Source organism: Brevundimonas lutea, assembly GCF_003704105.1.
Lineage (GTDB): Bacteria > Pseudomonadota > Alphaproteobacteria > Caulobacterales > Caulobacteraceae > Brevundimonas > Brevundimonas lutea.
Map to the genome: position 1 here is coordinate 249,681 of NZ_QUOQ01000002.1, position 18,433 is coordinate 268,113.

Below are 18,433 nucleotides of genomic sequence, written 5' to 3' on the forward strand. Positions count from 1 at the left end.
GTGGCGAGCGGTAGGACTAACGTCCTTCAAGCGGCGAGCGATAGGACCAACGTCAAGCATCTTGCCTCCTCACCCCATCGCCAGGGTGTTGATCTGAAGGATGGGCAGCAGGATCGACAGGATGATCAGCGCCACCACCCCGCCCATGACCACGATGATGGCCGGCTCCAGCAGGCTCAGCATCACGGCGGTGAAGGTGTTGAACTCGCGCTCCAGATAGTCGGCGGCGCGGTCCAGCATGGTCTCAAGCCGGCCGCTGCTCTCGCCTGAGGCGGCCATGTAGACCAGCAGCGGCGGGAACACCTCGGTGCGGCGCATGGCGGCGGACAGGCCACCGCCCTCGCGCACCGATACGGCCATCCGTACGACCGCGTCGCGCAGCACCCGGTTCTCCACCGTGCGGCCGGTGATGGTCAGCCCTTCCAGCACCGGCAGGCCGCTCGACAGCATGATCGACAGGGTGCGGGCCATGGCCGCGCCGTTCAGGTCGCGGATCAGCCGGCCGACGACCGGAAGTCGCAACAGCCCGGCATCGACCTTGAGCCGGAAATCCTCGCGCCTCAGGCCAAAGACGAAGGCGGCCACGCCCAGACCCGCCACGATCAAGGCCAGCCAGCCCCAGGCGCGCATCGCCTCCGACACCCCGATGACCATGCGCGTCAGCAGCGGCAGGGTCTGGTTCATGTCGGCGAACTGGTCGACCACCTTGGGCACCACGAACGTCATCAGGGCCACGATGACGCCGACGGCCACGACCGACAGCACGGCCGGATAGACCAGGGCGGTGATGACCTTGCCGCGCACCTGCTCCTGGCGCTCCAGATGGTCGGCCAACCGGTCGAGCACCTGCGGCAGGGCGCCGGACGTCTCGCCCGCCGCGACCATGGCGCGGTACAGGGGCGGAAAGGCCCGGGGCTGGCGCGCCATGGCGTCGGACAGACGCTGGCCCTCCAGGACCGAGGCGTGGACGCCCTCCAGGACCCGCTTCACCGGGGCCCGCTCGGACTGGAGCGCGATGGTGCGGATCGCCTCTTCCAGGGGCGACACGGCGATCAGGGTCGACAGCTGGCGGGTGACCAGGGCCAGGCCCTTGGCGCCCAGGCGCGGCGCGCGAACCCTGGCCACCGCTTCGGTCTTGGCGCGGCCGGTCGCGGCGGGCGCCAGCTCCAGCGGCAACAGCTTCCTGCGGTCCAGCGCGGCGCGCGCGGTCGCCTCATCCGGCGCGGCGACCCGGCCGCGTCGCGTGCCGCCCGCGGCGTCCAGCGCCAGATAGTCAAACGCCGCCATGGTCGGCTCCCTCGCGGGCCGGAGCGGGCGCGTCCTGACGAATGACACGCACCGCCTCCTCCAGGCTGGTCACGCCGGTGAGGACCATTTCGCGGGCGCGCTGGACGAAGCTGGTCGAGCGTCGGAAACCGGCGGCGGCGATCTCGCTCTCGTCGGCGTCGGCGACGATCAGGCGACGCACGGCGTCGTCGATGCGGATCGCCTCATAGACGCCGATGCGGCCGACGTAGCCCTGCTGCCCGCAGGCGTCGCAGCCGACCGGCCGCCAGACCATGGCCCCGGGCTCCAGCCCCGCGCTGGCGGCGGTGGCGGCATCGGCCGGTTCGGGCCGGCGACAATGGGGGCACAGCTTGCGCACCAGCCGCTGGGCCATGATCAGCCTGAGGGTCGAGGCCAGCAGGAAGGGCTCCACTCCCATGTCGCGCAGACGGGTGACGGCCCCGGCCGCGTCGTTGGTGTGCACGGTCGACAGCACCAGGTGGCCGGTCAGCGACGCCTGGACCGCGATCTGGGCGGTCTCGACATCGCGGATCTCGCCGACCATGACCACGTCCGGATCCTGACGCAGGATGGCGCGCAGGCCCGAGGCGAAGGTCATGCCGACCTTGGTGTTCACTTGGGTCTGGCCGACGCCTTCCATGGCGTATTCGACCGGATCCTCGATCGTCAGGATGTTGCGGCTGGCGTCGTTCAGCAGGGCCAGGCCGGCATACAGGCTGGTGGTCTTGCCCGAGCCTGTGGGGCCGGTGACCAGAATGATGCCGTTGGGCTCGGTCAGGGCCGCGCGGAAATGCTCAAGCGACACCGGATCCATGCCCAGCTCCTCGAGCTTCAGCCCGGCCTGCTCCTTGTCGAGGATGCGCAGCACCACCCGCTCCCCGGCCCGCGACGGCAGGGTCGAGACCCGCACGTCCAGAGACTTGCCGCCGAGGGTCAGGGGGATGCGGCCGTCCTGCGGCACCCGGCGCTCGGCGATGTCCAGCCGGGCCATGACCTTGACCCGCGACACCAGCATGGGCGTGATCCGCGCCGGCAGCCGCAGCGCCTCGCGCAGCACGCCGTCGCGCCGCATGCGCACCACCAGGGCGCTCTCATAGGGCTCGATGTGGATGTCCGAGGCCCCGGTGCGGGCGGCCTCGGCGATCAGGCCGTTGATCAGGCGGATCACCGGGGCGTCGTCGGTGGTGTCCAGCAAATCGGCGGCCGCCGGCAGCTCATGCGCCAGGGTGTCCAGATCGCTCGGCAGGTCGAAGTCCTCGGCCGAGGACGCCATGCCGTGATCGACATAGGCCTCCGACAAGCGACGGTCGAACTCGGCCTGGGCCAGGGGCTCGACGCTGACCGGGCGGCCCAGCACGCGCCGCGCCTCGGCCAGGGCCAGCGGATCGCCGCCCTGACGCAGGCCCAGCCGCGCCCGCTCGCCCATCTCGATCAGCACCACGCCGTGGCGCTTGGCGAAGGCGTAGGGCAGGACGGGGTCGGTCCGCGCCTCGGTCATGGGCGGCCCGAGGGGATCTGATCCGGCCGGAGCTGAACGGGCGGCAGGGGCTCGGCCGTGACCTGCCCGGGGACCAGGCCCGTGGGCGTGGCGGTGACCTCGCCCGGAACCGGCGGCGGGGGCGGAATGGCGCCGAAATACTCGCGCACCATCTGGTCCAGGCTGGGCTCGGACAGCGGGTCCGCGATGCGCTGTCGCTGGCGCATATAGTCCCAACGCTCGGCGCTGAGCCGCGCCGCTTCGTCGGGCGTGCGCACGATCGTGGGCCGGATGAAGACCATCAGATTGGTCTGGCCGCGCTCGCGCGAGGTCGAGCGGAACAGGTTGCCGATCACCGGGATGTCGCCCAGCAGAGGAATGCTCTCGACAGTCTGGGTGTCGTTCTGGTCCAGCAGGCCGCCGGCCACGGCGATGTCGCCGTCGTCGACGATCAGGGTGGTCTCGATCTCGCGCTTGTTCAGCACCAGGTCGCTGGCGTTGGCGGTCAGCAGACCGTTCACGCTGGAGACCTCCTGACGGATTTCCAGGGTGATGGCCCCCTCGGCGTTGATGCGCGGCCGCACCTCCAGTTTCACGCCGATGTCCTGGCGCTGGGTGGTGCGGAAGGGGTTGGCGTTGTTGTCGGCCAGAACCTCGCCGGTGGTGATCGGCACTTCCTGGCCGACCAGGATGGTCGCCGCCTCGTTGTCCAGGGTCATCAGCGAGGGCGTCGACAGCAGGTGGGAATTCCCGTCCGCCTTGACCGCGTTGATGATGGCCCCGAACAGGCCATCGCCGCCCAGGCCGCCGCCCCCGCCACCGATCAGACCCCGCGCGCCCAGGATCGTATCCAGGGCGGCGTCGCGCAGATCGTCGAGCAGGGGCGAATCCTCGTCGAGATTGTTCTGCCCCGCCACCGCGCCCGCGATCGGCAGGATGCCCGGCATGTTGGAGAAGTTGGTCGCGGCCAGGGGATTGCCGTCGCGGCCGGCGACCAGCCACTGGACGCCCAGCTGGCGCACGGCGTCGTCGGACAGTTCGACAACGATGGCCTCGACCAGGACCTGCTGGCGGCGGGTGTCGAGCCGACGCACGACCTCGGCGATCATGCGCTGGGTCTCGGGCGGGGCCGACACCACCAGGGCGTTGGCCCCGGGAAACAGGGCGATGTTGGCGCGGGCGCCCGGCGTGGGCCCCGTGGCGGCGGGCGTGATCGGCGCCGCGCCGTCCTCGCCGGTCTCGACCGCGGCGCCTTGGGTCGCCGCCAGGACGCCGGTGGTCTGGCCGACGATCTGCTGCAGCATCGGCACGATCTGATCGGCGCTGGCGTGGTCCAGGAAGATGACGCGCACATCGCCGGCGCTGCCCGCGCGACCGTCCAGGTCCTGGATCAGGGGTCGAACCCGCGCCACCGCGTCGGGATCACCGCGCAGGATGACCGAGTTGGAGCTCTCGACCGGCACCACCGTGACCATACCCTGGCCCGGCTGGCCGCCGGCCGGGGCCAGCAGCTCATTCATCACCCGGGCGATCTCGCGCGCCGATGAACTGGTCAGGGTCACGACCTCGAAAGACGAGCGATCGACATCGATGCTGGCGATCAGCGAGCGGATCCGGCTGAGATTGTCGGCGAAATCGGCGACGACCACGGTGTTGCCGCGCGGGTTGGCCGTGACCGACCCTTGGGCGCCGACCAGAGGCGCAATGGTCTCGGCGGCCGAGGTCGCGTCGATGTTCCTCAGTCGGAACACCTCGGTGGCGAAGCCCTCGGCGCCGCCGGTGGCCGGGGCCTGGGCGGCGCCCTCGGCCGGGGCGACGCGATAGGCGCCCGAGGACGTCCGGGCCACCACCAGGCCGTTGGCCCTCAGCGTCGACAGGAAGACCTCGAACAGCTCGGTGCGCGACAAGGGGCGGTCCGAGACCACGCTGACCGTGCCCGAAACGCGCGGATCGATGATGAAGGTCTGACCCGTGGTGCGGGCGATGTCCTGAATGAAGGCGCGGATGTCGGCGCCTTGAACATTCAGGGTCTGGGCCTGGGCCCATGCGGGCCCGGCCGTCATCAACGGCGGCGTCGCGGCCAGGATGGCCGCCAGGGCCGGGATCAGAAGGCGTTTCACGACCGGTCCAGCCCCGCCGTCAGGGTGAGGGGTCGGCCATCACGCTCGATCTGGAGCTCGACCGAACGACGCCCGGCGAAACGCAGCGCCAGCATGGCCTTGGACACCCGCCCGTTCAGCGGTCGATCGTCGATGGCCAGGATGACGTCGCCCGCCTCCAGGCCCGCCGCGCCAAGCATGGCCTGGGGGCCCGAAACGATCTGGCCGCCGCCCTCGCGCGGTTGCAGACCGATGGCCGCCAGCGCCTGTTTCGGATCGACCGCCTCGACCGCCCCGCCGCTGGTTGGGGTGACGATTTGATCGGTCGCGGGCGTCGGCGGCGCGGGCGGCGTCGGCCGAGCCGGAGCATCGACGGAAGCCTGACCGAACCCCAGACGGCTGCGGGAGGCGCCCCGCGCCAGAACCACGTGGTCGGCGCCGACCTCGGCCAGGATCAGGCCCGGCTCGACGGCCTCTCCGACCGCGATCGACACCTGGCGTCCATCGGGCAGGCCGATGATCGCCGAACCGCCGCCTTCGCCGCCCGCGCGCAGGCCGAACAGGCTGAGCGCGCCGCCCGCCGACGCGGTGGCCTCGGCCAACGCCCCCTGGGCGCCGACCCGGAAGAAGGGATCGAATCCGGCGCTGGGCTGAAGGGCCGGGAGGGTCGGCGGGGGGGCCGACGTAAGCGATGTCGCCGGGGCGGATGGCGGCGTGGCCATCACCCAGCCAACCGCCGCGATCTGCGCCGTGATCACACCGCCGACAGCGGCGTAACGCAGCGCCGTTGAGCGGTCGAACTTGAGAATTCGGACAGTGCCTCCGACCCTGCGCTTGGGCAGCGACAGCGTCGGGAGACGCCAGGCCTGGTCCTGTGACAATGCGCTGAACACGGAGTTTTCCCACCGACGATCCGTCGAGGCGGGTCTTAGCGCGGGGATGATGACGCTACTCGCTCGCCGCGATGACGGCTGCGCGACAGGCTTGTGACAGCGTCCTCCCCGGCCCGCGCGGCCGGGGAGGACGCCCGGTCGATCAGAAGCTCGCCTTCAGACCCAGCGACAGGCTGGTCCCACGGTCGTAGCGGTTGATGTCGATGCGGTTGACCTGCTCCTGGTACTCCTCGAACTCGGTCCCCAGCAGATTGCGGGCCTCGAAGCTGAGCTCGATCTCGCGACCGAAGGCGTCGAAACCCTTGCGGTAGACGAAGTCGAGATTGACGCCCGGATCGAACAGCAGATCGGGTTCGCCCGGCCGTCCGCGCGCAACCGACCGCTCCGAGGCGTAGTTGACCAGGATGGTCGCCTGGGACCGGGCCAGGTCGTCCTCAAAGCCGAACTGCAGGTTGGCCAGGTGCTCGGACTGGCCCTGCAACTGGTCGCCGTCGCGGAAGTAGTTGGTCGCCGGCTGGGCCACCCCCGCGCTGGACAGCGGGAAGACCACGTCGTCGGCGCCCACGTCCAGCTGGCTGTCGGTGTAGGTGTAGTTGGCCTGGATCAGCCAGCGCTTGGAGTCCCAGAAACCGCCCTGCATCGGGCTGTCGAAATAAATCTTGCCGTCGATCTCGAAGCCGGTGAGCGTGGCCGCGGGGGCGTTGATGTAGGTCTGCTGGACGACCGACCCGATGTCGTTGATGGCCGACTCGACGGGGCGATCCAGATCCTTGTGGAACACACCGGCGGTCAGATACTGGCCCTGGGCGAAATACCACTCCAGCCGCGCGTCCAGATTGGTCAGTTCGGTGTCGGTCAGGAACGGGTTGCCGATGAACAGGCGGTCGCTGTCAGGATCGAGATACTGTTGCGGCGCCAGTTCGCGGAACTGGGGACGTCCGATGGTCTGGGATGCGCCCAGGCGCAATTGCAGGTCCTCGGCGAAGTTCCAGGTCAGGGTGCCGGCCGGCAGCCAGTAGGAGTTCTCAATCGAGGTCGGGATAAACGGCGAAGCGCCCCCGAACAGATCGAACGGCGTCACCGTCTGCACCGCGTCCTCATAGCGCACGCCGATCGCCGTGCGGACCAGGGGGATCAGCTCCGCGTCGATCTGGGCGTAGGCTGCATCGACCTGAAGCTCCGCCTCATAGGCCGCTGCGCCGTCCGAGCCGGTGATCTCCACCAACTGGATCAGGCCCGGGCCCTGGTTGAAGTCGGCGAAGAAGAAGTCCACGCGCTGGCGCTGGAACTCTTCCGACAGACCGCTGCCCTGAAAGCGGAAGATGCGGGTTTCGGAGTCCCGCTCGTTGTCGAGGGTCTCGGCCCCGACCGAGAACACGATCTCGCGCAGGTCCGACAGCGGCAGGGTGTATTTCAGGTCGACGCCGCCGCTGAGGACGTTGTCGTCCAGCTCGCTGAATGAGGTGGAGTTGCGCTGACCCTCGTGGAACGGCACGCCGTCGTCGCCGACCGAGTAGCGGATGTACTTCTCGTACGGCGCGTTGCGCTCGGTCATGGCGTAGGCCGCGCGCCAGTCGATCTCCAGATTGCCGAAGGCGTGCTCGCCGGCCAGCTGGGTGTTGAACAGCTGCCGCTCGTACCAGGCGGTGAAGTCGTCGCGGACCAGGTTGTTGCCCGGCGCATCGAAGTCGAAGCCCGCGCGGGTGCGCGCCTCCTTGGTGGTGCGGCGGACATAGAGATTGGTCCAGCGCACCAGATGGTCGCCGTTCTCCAGGCTCAGGCCCAGCAGGCCGTCCCAGCCGACATTGTTTTCGGTCGACATGAAGTCGTAGCTGCGACGGGCGACCAGTTCGTCGAGGTCGAGGAAGCCCTCGCCCTGCACGCCGGATCGGGTCTGCCAGCCGTTATCGTAGCCGAGCACCCCGATGATCCCCAGGGTGGCGCCCCCGATGTCGGCCGAACGACCAGCCGAGATGTCGAAGCCGAAATCGACCGGGATACGGCGCTGGCGTTGCAGCAGATTCAGTGGCGCGTTGACGAAATCCCAGCCGATCTGCTGGATTTCCTGATCGGTGAAGTTCGCGCCGGCGACGATGCGGTTGCCGGTGGCCAGGGCCGCCTTCAGCTCGCCGGGCATGTCGCGCGTGCCGTCGTCGAAGCCGGTGAAATCGGTGCGCGAGCCGTAGTAGACCAGCCCATCCTTGCCCGTCGTCTCTGTGTTGCCGCCGATGCCGACGCCGAGCGTCAGGAAGGGCTCGGACGGGGTCGAGATGGTGGTCAGGTCGATCACGCCGCCGCCGAACTCACCCGGATAGTTGGGCGAATAGGTCTTCTGGACGGTGACGCCGGCCAGGATACTGGACGGGAACAGGTCCAGCGGCACCACGCGCTGCAGCGGCTCGGGGCTGGGCAGGGGCGACCCGTTCAGGCGGGCCGAGGAATAGCGCTCTCCCAATCCGCGAACATAGACGAAGCGACCTTGGGAAATGGTCAGGCCGGTGACGCGGGTCAGGGCCTCGGCGGCGTTGGCGTCGCCGGTGCGCTCCAGGTCCTCTGTGGTGATGAAGGCCGCGACTTCGGAGGTCTGGCGCAGGGGCTGGGGAATGTAGCGACCCAGAACCACGATCTCCTCGACCTGCGTCACCTCGTCCTGAGGGGCGGTGTCGACGGTTTCCGGCTGGGGCGGCGGGCTGGGATCGGTGGTCTGGGCGAGGGCCAGACCCGGAGCGATCAGGGCGCTGGTCGCGAGCAGCAGCGCGCCCAGGCGGGGGGTGGTCATCTTCATGGGATCAGGCCTTCGAGAGGGGCGCATCGGACAGGGCGAAAGATGAGAGCCGGGCGGCGGGAACATCCCGCCGCCCGATCACCCTCAGCAGGTCGCGTCGGAGGTCAGGCCGCAGGTCCAGCCGTCCCACCAGTCGTCGGCCGCGTCGCGGACCGCGCCGATGTAGTCCACGGCCGTGAAGGCGCTGTTGAACGTCGTCGGATTGGTCGCCGTGACCGCATTCTCATTGGCGCCGTTGATGAACATCTGCGTCAGGGTCGAGGTCCCGTTGGCGGTGTTGTTCTGGCCGGCGTTGAAGTAGGCCGCCGTCGCCGAGGCGCCGATCGAGGAGGCGCTGTCGGAGAACGGCGTCGGGCAGGAGAAGTAGACCGAGTTGAAGGTCGGATTGGCCGCTGCGGTGTTTGCGCCGTCGATGCGCAGGCAGGCGCCGCCGGTTCCCATCCGCGTCGAGACCGAGTTCAGCAGCAGGAAGTCGGTGCCCGAGTTCAGGATGATGTTGTCGCCGCCGGCCTGACGGTGGACCAGGGTGGCGTTCGACACCTGCGGGAAGGAGCACAGGGCCGGATTGCCGGCGCAGCTCATTTCGAAAATGCGGTCGCCGCCGTTCTCGCGCTGGACCGCGATCAGGAACTGCATCGTCCCCTGCCAGCCGGTGTCGGTGTCGAAGCTGTCGTCGTCGATGCCGGTGAAGACGATGTGCTTCAGGTTCACCCGACCGCCGAAGTTCTCGATGCCGTCGTCGGAGCTGTTGTGGACCTGAACGTATTCGACCGTGGTGCCCGAGCCGATCCCGGCCAGAGTGATGCCGTTCAGCTCATTGCCCGGCAGCACCTCGAAGCCCGGGTGCATCACCCGCACATAGCGCAGGCGGCCCGAGTTATCCGCCGGGGTGTTGCCGCCGTAAAAGGCATTGGTGCCCTCGACCTGGGCTTCGCAGGCGATGTTCGGGGGGGTCACGCCGGCCGGGCAGGCGTTGGTCGGGGCGCGGCCGAGGATGACGATGCCGCCCCACTGGCCGATCGAGTCCACGCCGGTCTCGCCCAGCACGCTCTGACGGCTGGTGAAGATCACCGGATTGTCGTCCTCGCCCTCGGCGAAGATCTGCGAGCCGCGGTTGATGACGAGGAAATCGGCGCCGCTGGAGCCGAAGATGGTGACGCCCGGCTCGATGGTCAGGATCCCCTGCGCACTGCCGGCGCGCGGTGCGGACGGATCCGGCCCACGGTCGGTGCCGACATCGGTGCGCCCGCCGAGCGAGTAAATGGTGCCGTCGCGCTCGGGCACCACCAGATTTCCGGTGATGGTGGCGGGCAGCTGGCAATTGCGCAGGTCGTTGATGACGCCGACATTGGAGAAACCGGTCGGGCAATCCGGCGCGGCTCCGCCGCCGCCGCCGCCGTTACCGCCATCGCCGCCGCCATTGCCGCCGCCGCCGCCGCCGAAGCCGCCTTCCCCGGGCGAGGCGACTTCGGAACTGCCGCAGGCGGCGAGGGCCAGCGTCGCCGCGCCGGCCAAGAGAAACTTCGTGATGCGAGACATAGGAGGGTATCCCCGGCTGAGACTGATGCGGTCACGGAGCCGCGCTCACCGTCGACCCCCGACCCGCCCCATGCCCGGGCTTTGCAATGATTGAATGACACCCTTCTCCGGGATTTCTCGAATATTATCAGGGTTCTGACATAATAAATTCGTCGTAACCGCAAGGTCGGCCGACCCGGTGCCGCGCGGGTGCGTCGGCCGTTTATCGTGCGCCCACCGTGGCTTCATGCCGCTGGCCGCCACGCACATAGGTCAGGGAGACGGCCCGGCCCATCGCCAGCTCGTCGGCCAGTTCCTGAAGGCGTTCGGGATCGTGAAATTCCATGCCGTTGAGTCCGACGAGGGTGTCGCCGGGACGCAAGCCCGCCTTGGCCAACACGTCCACTCGCGCGCCCGGGCGCCAAACGAATCCTCGCTCCTGCCCTCGGCGCACCGGCCGCAACGCCGAGGTGAAGGAGGTGGCGTCGCCCGCGCCGCGTGGACCGTCCAGGCGCGACCGGGACGCGCCGACGTCCGTCAGCCAAGAGGGAGCATCGCCAGCCGATACGTCAGGCGAGCCTGTCTGCGGGGGTTCGGTCGTGAATTCGACGCGGACACGGCGCTCGCCCAACGTCAGGATGACGTGGTCGGACGCCACACTGGACAGTATCGCGCCATCCGGAAGAAGCGCGTCGATCCGCACGGCATGCTGTCGCCCATCCTCCATCGCGAGGATGGCGGAGGACGCGGGCCCCGCCTGGCGCACGCCAAACAGCCTGTACTGAGTGGGGGCCGATGACACGCCGACATCGGGTGATTCCGCAAATGCCGTGTTCGCTACGGCCAGGCTCTCGACGGAGGGGTCCTGATCGACGACTGGCGCAGGGGAGAGCGGTGCGGGCGGATGGGTGGCGACGATCAGACACGCTCCGCCGACAGCCGTCAGCGCCCCGCCCAGCCCCCACTCGACCGCACGTCGGATCAACTCGCGTGAGAAGGATGGTGCGCGCATCACGTCATCCTGCCCGGGCGACGTCAGCCGCGCTCTCACTTTCGCACGACGATTTTGCGTTTGTTTTGCGACGATAGGGACAAGTCGATCGCTCAGACCCGCGCTCTGAAGCTCCGCGTGGCGGACTCGGCGCAATCTCGTGTCGACTGCGTCGTCAGGGGCTGGCCGTCCGCGCTAGGAGGCGGCGAACGGATCGTGAACCGGCATTGTAAAACCGGGTGCAAATAGCTGCAAAACAGCTTGGCTGCGTTGGTCAGGCAGACCGCTAAGTCTTTGAAAAGAATGGCGCGCCCGGAACGATTCGAACGTCCGACCCTCAGATTCGTAGTCTGATGCTCTATCCAGCTGAGCTACGGGCGCGCTGATCGCGTGTTTCGCGAAGGGCGGTCACCTAGCGGGCGCCGGGGCGCGATGCAAGAGGTCGTGCGAAAATCTCGCCTGGGCTTGGCGGGGAGGGGCGGGGGTTCTAGGGCGGAGGGATGAAGCTGATGACCCTCCTCAACGCGCCTCGTCGCGTTCTTGCCGCTCTGGTGACGACCGGCCTGATCCTGTCCGCCTGCGCCACGGGGCCGACTGAGCCCCCGGAATACGCGCGGGTCGGGCCGATGGTCTCGGCCGCCAATCCGCTGGCCGCGGAGGCGGGCATGGCAGTGTTGAAGCGGGGCGGATCGGCGGTCGACGCGGCCGTAGCCATCCAGGCGGTGCTGGGTCTGGTCGAGCCCCAGTCTTCCGGCTTGGGCGGCGGAGCGTTCATGATGCGCTACAGCGCCGTCACCGGCGAGCTCACCGCCTATGACGGGCGCGAGACGGCGCCGGCCTCGGCCACGCCCGAGCTGTTCTACGAGAACGGCGAACTGCTGTCCTATCGCAACGCCATCCTGTCGGGTCGTTCGACGGGCGCGCCGGGGGCGATCCCGATGCTGGCCCTGGCTCATCGCGACCACGGAAACCTGCCCTGGGCCGAGCTGTTCGTCGACGCCGAGCGGCTGGCGACCGAAGGGTTCACCGTCTCGCCGCGGCTGGCCGGGATGATCGCGTCGGAGGCGCCCCAGGCGTCCTCGCCCGACGCCCGGCGCTATTTCACCATGCCGGACGGCAGTCGGGTCCAGGCGGGCGACACCCTCAGCAACCCCGCCTACGCCGACACCCTGAGGCGCATCGCCGCGGGCGGCGCCGAGGCCTTTCAGACCGGGCCGATCGCCGAGGCCATCGTCGCGGCGGTTCAGGAAGGTCCGCGTCCCGGCGGCCTGACGACCCGGGACATCGCCGCCTATCAACCGCTGGAGCGCGGCGCCCTGTGCCGGCCGTTCCGCGTCTATGTCGTCTGTGTGCCGCCGCCGCCGTCCAGCGGGGTCGGTGTGCTGCAGTTCCTGGCCATGGCCGAGCACGCGCCCGAACTGGAGTACGGCCCGCAGGACGCTCGCGCCTGGATCGCCTTCGGCCGTCTTCAGCGCGCCATGTACGCCGATCGCGACCAGTATGTGGGCGATCCCGGCTTCGTCGGGGTGCCGGTGCAGGGGATGCTGGACGGGCGCTATACAGAAGGCCGCGCCGAGCTGGCGCTGTCCAGCCGGGGCCCGATCCCGGCCGGTTCGCCGCCCGGCGGCATCTTCACCGGCCCCGACGCCACTCAGGAGCCGGCCGGCACCTCGCACTTCGTCGTGGTGGATGCGCGCGGCAACGCGGTCAGCATGACCACCACGGTTGAGTCGATCTTCGGCTCCGGTCGGATGGCGGCGGGCTTCTTCCTTAACAACCAGCTGACCGACTTCTCCTTTACGCCCACCGACGCCTCGGGCGCGCCGGTCGCCAATGCGGTGGCGGCGGGCAAGCGGCCGCGCTCGTCCATGAGCCCGATCATCGTCATCGACAATCGGAACCGGCTGGTGACCGCCATCGGCTCGCCGGGCGGCAACGCCATCCTGGCCTATAATCTGAAGGCCCTCGTCGGCATGCTGATCTGGGATCTGCCGATCCAGGACGCCATCGACCTGCCCAATCTGGTGGCGCGCGGCGAAACGGTCGGCGCGGACACGGCGATGTTCTCGATGGAGATGGAGGCGGCCCTGGCCGAGGCCGGTCTGGCGCTCCGGCCCAACGACGCCGAGAACTCCGGCTTGCACGGCGTTCTGTGGCGAGATGGCCGCTGGACCGGCGGGGCGGATCGCCGCCGCGAGGGCGTGGTGCTGGATGCGCTGAGCCCCTTGCCGAGCATCCCCGCGCCCGAGATCGAGGCGCCGGTCGGCGAGGAGGTCATCCCGACCAACCGCGCCGGCGCGCGCTGAGGCGATGGATCGCGTCGTCTATGGCCGGCCGCCGCTGGTCTTCGATCCGCCGTCGGACGCGCTGCAGGTCTCGCCGTTGATCCCCGGCTCGGCGTCGCTGGAGGCGGTGGGGCCGGGTTCGCTGGACGAGACGGTGATCTACGCGCCGCCGGGCGTCGTCGAGCGACGGCATGTGCTGGCCCTCGCGCTAAGGGCGCTGAAGCCGGGCGGGCGGCTGGACGTCATGACGCCCAAGGACAAGGGCGGCTCGCGGCTGAAGAAGGAGTTGGCCGGCTTCGGTGTCGAGGTCGGCGAGACGGCCAAGGCGCACCATCGCCGTTGCGAGGCGGTCCGGCCGGACGCCGTGACGGGTCTGCACGCGGCCATCGCCGAGGGTGGGCCGCGCCGGATCGAGGCTCTGGACGCCTGGACCCAGCCGGGCATTTTCGCCTGGGACCGGATCGATCCCGGCTCCGCCCTGCTGATCGAGCACCTGCCGGCGCTCAAGGGGCGCGGCGCCGACCTCGGCTGCGGCTGGGGCGCGCTTGCCCGCGCGGTCCTGAGCTCGGAAAGGGTGGAGGCGCTGGCCCTGACAGACCTCGACCGGCGCGCCGTCGAGGCCGCCCGGCGTAACCTCGACGATCCGCGCGCCAACGTCGCCTGGGCCGATGTGCGGACGCTTGCGGCCTCCGGCGATCTGGATTTCATCGTCTCCAACCCACCCTTCCACGACGGCGGCGCCGAGGATCGACGGCTGGGCCAGGCCTTCATCGCCAAGGCGGCGGCGATGCTTAGAAAGGGCGGCGTCCTGTGGCTGGTCGCCAACCGGCACCTGCCCTACGAGCGGCCGCTGGCCGAGACCTTCTCGCGAGTCCGGCCGGTCGCGGACCGCAACGGATACAAGGTGTTCGAAGCGGTGCGCTGATGGACGGGCAGGCCGGCGTTCAGGAACCTTGGCCGGTCGCGCGCCGTTTCCCGACCTTCCACCCGGAGCGCCCGGTGTCCGACGTCGTCATCTCCCCCACCTTTGAGCCGCCCGCCGACGCCCTGGCCTTTTACGAGGAGAGCCTGCGGCTGCTGAAGGAATCCGGCATTCCGTTCCTGCTGTCGGGCACCTATGCGGTCACGGCCTACACGGGAATCAGCCGGCCGACCAAGGACCTCGACGTCTTCTGCAAGCCCGGCGACTATCCCCGCATCCTCGCCTTCTTCCAGGCGCGCGGCTATCGGACCGACGTCGAGGACGAGCGCTGGATCGCCAAGGTCTGGAAGGACGAGAAACACTTCTTCGACGTCATCTTCGCCATGTCCAACGGCACCATCGCGGTCAATGACAGCTGGTTCGGCGGCGACCGGATCACCGTCTACGGCCATGAGGTGCAAATCACCCCGCCCACGGCCCTGATCCTGTCCAAGGTCTTCATCCAGGACCGATATCGGTACGACGGCGCCGATGTGAACCACGTCATCCTGAAACAGGCCGAATCCATCGACTGGAAGAGCCTGCTGGATCAGATGGACCTGTATTGGGAGGTGTTGATGGCGCATCTCCTGAATTTCCGCTTCGCCTATCCGACCGAGCGGGGCCGGGTGCCCGGCTGGCTGATGACCGAGCTGGCCGAGCGGCTGGCGGCCCAGGTCGACCTGCCGCCGCCACGGGTGAAGGTGTGCCGGGGCCGGCTGTTCAGCCCGCGCGACTATGTCACCGACATCTCGGAATGGGGCTTTGGCGACGTGGTCGGCAAGGGCCTCGAAGAACGCCACGACCCGATACACTAGGAGGGCGCTATCGTTCGCCGCGCGGCGGCTCGCTACTTGAGCGCAGAAATACCCCGTTTCCCCGGCGAAAGCCGGGGCCCAGGACCGCGCGTACCGATGTCAGTCGCTTTAGACCACAGGCGCATTGCATGACCGATCCCCAGACCCCCCAGCCCGGCCTCGACGCTGGCCCGTCGAAGAAGCTTCGGGTCGCCGCCGTGGGCGACCTGCATGTCGGCGAGTCCAGCGAACGGCCGTATCGCGACCTGTTCGATCGGGTGCATGAGGACGCCGATGTCCTGGCCCTGTGCGGCGACCTGGTGAACTTCGGCAAGACGCGTGAGGTCGAGATCCTGATCGAGGATTTGCGCGCCTGCCGCATTCCGATGGTCGGGGTCATGGGCAACCACGAGCATGAGCACGGCCAGCCCGGAGTGGTCATGGACATGCTGTGCGAGGCGGGGGTCAAGATGATCGCCGACGGCCGCTCCTATGAGATCGAGGGCGTCGGCTTCGCCGGCGGCAAGGGCTTCGTTGGGGGTTTCGGCCGCTACATGCTCAGCTCGTTCGGCGAGGACGCGGTCAAGACCTTCGTCCAGGCGGCGGTGGAGGACGCCAACCAGATCGAAACCTCGATACGCTCGCTGCGGACCGAACGCTCGGTGGTGCTGCTGCACTATGCGCCGGTGGTCGACACCGTGATCGGCGAGCCGCCGGAGATCCACGCCTTCCTCGGCTCGTCGCGCCTGGCCGAGACCATCGACCGCTATGAGAACGTCAAGCTGGTGGTTCACGGCCATGCTCACCGGGGCGCCCCGGCGGGCGCGACCAAGGGCGGCGTGCCGGTGTTCAATGTCGCCCTGCCGGTGCTGCGCGAACTGGGCGATCTGCCCTATCGCGTGTTCGAGGTCTGAGTTTTTCGGGCCCCACTTCCCTTATCGCCCGGCCTCCGCTATCAGCCCCGCTCCGATGCGAGCGGTCGTGGCGGAATTGGTAGACGCGCAGCGTTGAGGTCGCTGTGGGGCAACCCGTGGAAGTTCGAGTCTTCTCGACCGCACCATCGATCATCTGAAGGGTCAGCCGTCGGCTAACTGAGCGATATCTGAGGGGAGGGCGAGGCGATGAGCATCGAGACCGCGCGCCCGCCTGGCTTGAACCTCGACGTCGCAGCCGACCCGAACGATCCGCACCGCGACGACTACGCCCTGTCGGCCGCCTTCGTCGAAAAGGTGGTGGACGCGGCCGACGCCGGCGACGCCGCGCGGCTGGCCGAACTGCTGCACGAGCTGCACCCCGCAGACATCGCCGACCTGATGGGCTTTCTGACCGCCGAGCACCGCTCGGTCGTGGTCCAGAGCCTGCCGCCCGAGGTGCTGGCCGAGACCCTGCCCGAGCTGGACGACGGCATCCGCGAACAGGTGCTGGAGCGGGTGCCGCACCTGACCCTGGCCACCGCGCTGCAGGAGCTGGATTCCGACGACGCCGCCGCCGTGGTCGAGGATCTGGAGGACGATCAGCGCGAGCGTGTGCTGGCCGCCATGCCTGAGGTGGACCGGGCCGCCATCGAAAGCTCGCTGGGCTACGCCGAGGACACCGCCGGCCGCCTGATGCAGCGCGAGGTGATGGCCGCGCCGCAGTTCTGGACCGTCGGCGACACCATCGATCACCTGCGGTCCCAGGGCGACGACCTGCCCGAGCTGTTCTTCGACATCTATGTGGTTGATCCGGTCAACCGACCGATCGGCGGGGTGCCCGTCAGCCGCCTGTTGCGCGCGCGGCGCGATGTGCCGCTGACCGAACTGATGGAGCCGATCAATGAGATCGTCGTCGGCCAGGACCAGGAAGAGGTCGCCTATGTCTTCGAGAAATACCACCTGATCTCGGCCCCGGTGGTCGACTCGGCCGGGCGGCTGGTCGGCCAGCTGACCGTCGACGACATCGTCAACATCATCCAGGAGGAAAACCGCGAGGACATCCTGCGCCTGGCCGGTGTGTCGGACGAGGATCGCGGCTCCAACGTCATGGGCGTGGTGCGTTCGCGCATCCCCTGGCTGGTCATCAACCTGGGCACGGCGGTGATGGCCTCGCTGGTCATCGGCCAGTTCGCCGATCAGATTGAGGCCCTGGTCGCCCTGGCCATCCTGATGCCGATCGTGGCCTCGATCGGCGGCAACGCCGGGACCCAGGCCCTGACCGTGGCCGTCCGCTCTCTGGCTTCACGCGAATTGAGCGCCGCCAACGCCCTGCGCATCGTCGGCCGCGAGGTCGGCGTGGGCCTGACCAACGGCCTGACCATCGGCGTGCTGCTGGCGATCATCGCCGGGGTGTGGTTCGGGCGCGCCGACCTGTCGCTGGTCATCGGCCTGGCGGTGCTGATCAACATCCTGGCGGCCGCGCTGGCGGGCACGCTGATCCCGCTGCTGCTCGACCGGCTGGATCGCGACCCTGCGGTGTCCTCACCGGTGTTCGTCAGCTGGATCACCGACGTGGTCGGCTTTCTCAGCTTCCTCGGCCTGGCGACGCTGATTCTGCTCTAGGCGGCCGGTCCGGCCTCCGAAACCGGCTCCGCGAGGTCGAACTCGACCCGGAAATGCCGGTTCTCGCGGCGCAGTTCGTAGGCGAACTGACGACCCGGATGGACCTCCATGGCCCAGACATTGGTGTTGGACACGGTCATGTCCTCGCGGGTGAACATGTCGATCGAGAATTGATCGACCGGGAACTCCTGGCGCGTCTCGGTCCCGGCGTCGGCGGTGTCGCCGCCATACTGGGTGACGGTGTCCTCGGTCCCGTCGGCGTGACGGTGATCGTGCTTCAGGCGCAGGCCGTCGACGGTGCGGCTCACCACCCAGGTGCGCGAGCGGTCCTCGCCGACGTGGAAGGGGATGCGCACCTGATCGTCGGTGCAGTCGGTGACGGTCATCACCAGCCGCTGACCCATGAAGTCGGCGTCCAGCGGATCCTCCGTCGCCACCTCGCCCTCGAAGGTCTGGCCGCACAGGGCCGACAAGTTGGCGAAGAAGGCGTCCTGCGGGTTCGTCGCCTCGGGCGCGGCTTCGGGGGCGGCGGCCGGCTCGCTGGAGCAGGCGGCCAGGGCGAGGGCGGCGCCGGAGACGGCGATCAGAGCGAGCTTCATCCGCCGACCCTAACCTTGGCCGTGGGCCGGGGCGAGCGTTCTCGATGTCGCGGGGAAGGGATGGAGGCCTGACCGAGAATCGAACTCGGGTACACGGATTTGCAGTCCGCTGCGTAACCACTCCGCCATCAGGCCGCCGGGTCGTGGACGAGCGAAGCGTCCGCGACGGGAGCGGTTCGCTATCAGATCGCGACGGAGGCCGCA

General features: G+C 68.9%; 13 protein-coding genes and 3 tRNA genes. 6 read left to right on the forward strand and 10 right to left on the reverse strand.

Going from position 1 to position 18,433, the window contains the following annotated elements; translation table 11 throughout:
- Positions 1–69 precede the first annotated feature (69 nt).
- The 8 genes from gspF to EES48_RS01385 form a co-directional block, all read right to left on the reverse strand.
- Positions 70–1,287, reverse strand: a complete 1,218-nt coding sequence (gene gspF / locus EES48_RS01345) for a type II secretion system inner membrane protein GspF (RefSeq protein WP_122464584.1) — start codon at positions 1,285–1,287, stop codon at positions 70–72.
- Positions 1,274–2,785, reverse strand: coding sequence for a type II secretion system ATPase GspE (gene gspE, locus EES48_RS01350; protein ID WP_122464585.1), 1,512 nt, complete (start codon positions 2,783–2,785; stop codon positions 1,274–1,276). The genes gspF and gspE overlap by 14 nt, the downstream gene beginning before the upstream one ends.
- Positions 2,782–4,884 carry a type II secretion system secretin GspD gene (gene gspD / locus EES48_RS01355; protein WP_338067361.1) on the reverse strand — a complete coding sequence of 701 codons (2,103 nt, stop codon included), beginning with the start codon at positions 4,882–4,884 and terminating at the stop codon, positions 2,782–2,784. Before gspD ends, gspE begins: the two co-directional genes overlap by 4 nt.
- A complete protein-coding gene (locus EES48_RS01360; RefSeq protein ID WP_162997950.1) occupies positions 4,881–5,756 on the reverse strand; it encodes a type II secretion system protein N in 876 nt (291 codons plus the stop codon). The genes gspD and EES48_RS01360 overlap by 4 nt, the downstream gene beginning before the upstream one ends.
- A 142-nt stretch (positions 5,757–5,898) precedes the next feature.
- Positions 5,899–8,535, reverse strand: a complete 2,637-nt coding sequence (locus EES48_RS01365; RefSeq protein ID WP_240623173.1) for a TonB-dependent receptor domain-containing protein — start codon at positions 8,533–8,535, stop codon at positions 5,899–5,901.
- Positions 8,536–8,625: 90 nt separating this feature from the next.
- Entirely contained in the window at positions 8,626–10,080 is a 1,455-nt protein-coding gene (locus EES48_RS01370) for a hypothetical protein (protein ID WP_205679319.1), read from the reverse strand.
- A gap of 202 nt (positions 10,081–10,282) precedes the next feature.
- Complete coding sequence (locus tag EES48_RS01380; RefSeq protein ID WP_122464589.1) at positions 10,283–11,071, reverse strand: PDZ domain-containing protein; 789 nt, start codon at positions 11,069–11,071, stop codon at positions 10,283–10,285.
- Positions 11,072–11,354: 283 nt separating this feature from the next.
- A tRNA-Arg gene (locus EES48_RS01385) sits at positions 11,355–11,431 on the reverse strand.
- A 128-nt stretch (positions 11,432–11,559) separates the two neighbouring features.
- Between EES48_RS01385 and EES48_RS01390 the strand changes: the two genes are divergently transcribed.
- From EES48_RS01390 to mgtE, 6 genes are all read left to right on the forward strand, one after another.
- Positions 11,560–13,356 (forward strand): gamma-glutamyltransferase family protein, encoded by a 1,797-nt coding sequence (locus EES48_RS01390; RefSeq protein WP_240623174.1) that lies wholly within the window; start codon positions 11,560–11,562, stop codon positions 13,354–13,356.
- Positions 13,357–13,360: 4 nt separating this feature from the next.
- Positions 13,361–14,260, forward strand: coding sequence for a class I SAM-dependent methyltransferase (locus EES48_RS01395; protein ID WP_122464591.1), 900 nt, complete (start codon positions 13,361–13,363; stop codon positions 14,258–14,260).
- Positions 14,261–14,334: 74 nt separating this feature from the next.
- Positions 14,335–15,114, forward strand: coding sequence for a nucleotidyltransferase family protein (locus EES48_RS01400; RefSeq protein WP_240623175.1), 780 nt, complete (start codon positions 14,335–14,337; stop codon positions 15,112–15,114).
- A 128-nt stretch (positions 15,115–15,242) separates the two neighbouring features.
- On the forward strand, positions 15,243–16,007 hold the full coding sequence (locus tag EES48_RS01405; protein WP_122464593.1) for a metallophosphoesterase family protein: 765 nt from the start codon (positions 15,243–15,245) through the stop codon (positions 16,005–16,007).
- Positions 16,008–16,068: 61 nt separating this feature from the next.
- Positions 16,069–16,153 (forward strand) — tRNA-Leu (locus EES48_RS01410).
- 61 nt (positions 16,154–16,214) lie between these two features.
- The gene (gene mgtE, locus EES48_RS01415) at positions 16,215–17,630 is read left to right on the forward strand and encodes a magnesium transporter (RefSeq protein ID WP_122464594.1); all 1,416 of its coding nucleotides are present in this window, start codon (positions 16,215–16,217) and stop codon (positions 17,628–17,630) included.
- On the opposite strand, the gene EES48_RS01420 is transcribed toward mgtE, so the two are convergent.
- Both EES48_RS01420 and EES48_RS01425 read right to left on the reverse strand, forming a co-directional pair.
- Positions 17,627–18,229 (reverse strand): hypothetical protein, encoded by a 603-nt coding sequence (locus EES48_RS01420; RefSeq protein WP_122464595.1) that lies wholly within the window; start codon positions 18,227–18,229, stop codon positions 17,627–17,629. The genes mgtE and EES48_RS01420 overlap by 4 nt on opposite strands.
- A gap of 61 nt (positions 18,230–18,290) precedes the next feature.
- Positions 18,291–18,364 (reverse strand) — tRNA-Cys (locus EES48_RS01425).
- Positions 18,365–18,433 lie beyond the last annotated feature (69 nt).

What these genes read in the sequence shown, in the direction of transcription:
- gspF (WP_122464584.1), bottom strand. Translation starts at nt 1,287, where the DNA reads ATGGCGGCGTTTGACTATCTGGCGCTGGACGCCGCGGGCGGCACGCGA.
- gspE (WP_122464585.1), bottom strand. Translation starts at nt 2,785, where the DNA reads ATGACCGAGGCGCGGACCGACCCCGTCCTGCCCTACGCCTTCGCCAAG.
- EES48_RS01365 (WP_240623173.1), bottom strand. Translation starts at nt 8,535, where the DNA reads ATGACCACCCCCCGCCTGGGCGCGCTGCTGCTCGCGACCAGCGCCCTG.
- EES48_RS01370 (WP_205679319.1), bottom strand. Translation starts at nt 10,080, where the DNA reads ATGTCTCGCATCACGAAGTTTCTCTTGGCCGGCGCGGCGACGCTGGCC.
- EES48_RS01380 (WP_122464589.1), bottom strand. Translation starts at nt 11,071, where the DNA reads ATGCGCGCACCATCCTTCTCACGCGAGTTGATCCGACGTGCGGTCGAG.
- EES48_RS01390 (WP_240623174.1), top strand. Translation starts at nt 11,560, where the DNA reads ATGACCCTCCTCAACGCGCCTCGTCGCGTTCTTGCCGCTCTGGTGACG.
- EES48_RS01395 (WP_122464591.1), top strand. Translation starts at nt 13,361, where the DNA reads ATGGATCGCGTCGTCTATGGCCGGCCGCCGCTGGTCTTCGATCCGCCG.
- EES48_RS01405 (WP_122464593.1), top strand. Translation starts at nt 15,243, where the DNA reads ATGACCGATCCCCAGACCCCCCAGCCCGGCCTCGACGCTGGCCCGTCG.
- mgtE (WP_122464594.1), top strand. Translation starts at nt 16,215, where the DNA reads ATGAGCATCGAGACCGCGCGCCCGCCTGGCTTGAACCTCGACGTCGCA.
- EES48_RS01420 (WP_122464595.1), bottom strand. Translation starts at nt 18,229, where the DNA reads ATGAAGCTCGCTCTGATCGCCGTCTCCGGCGCCGCCCTCGCCCTGGCC.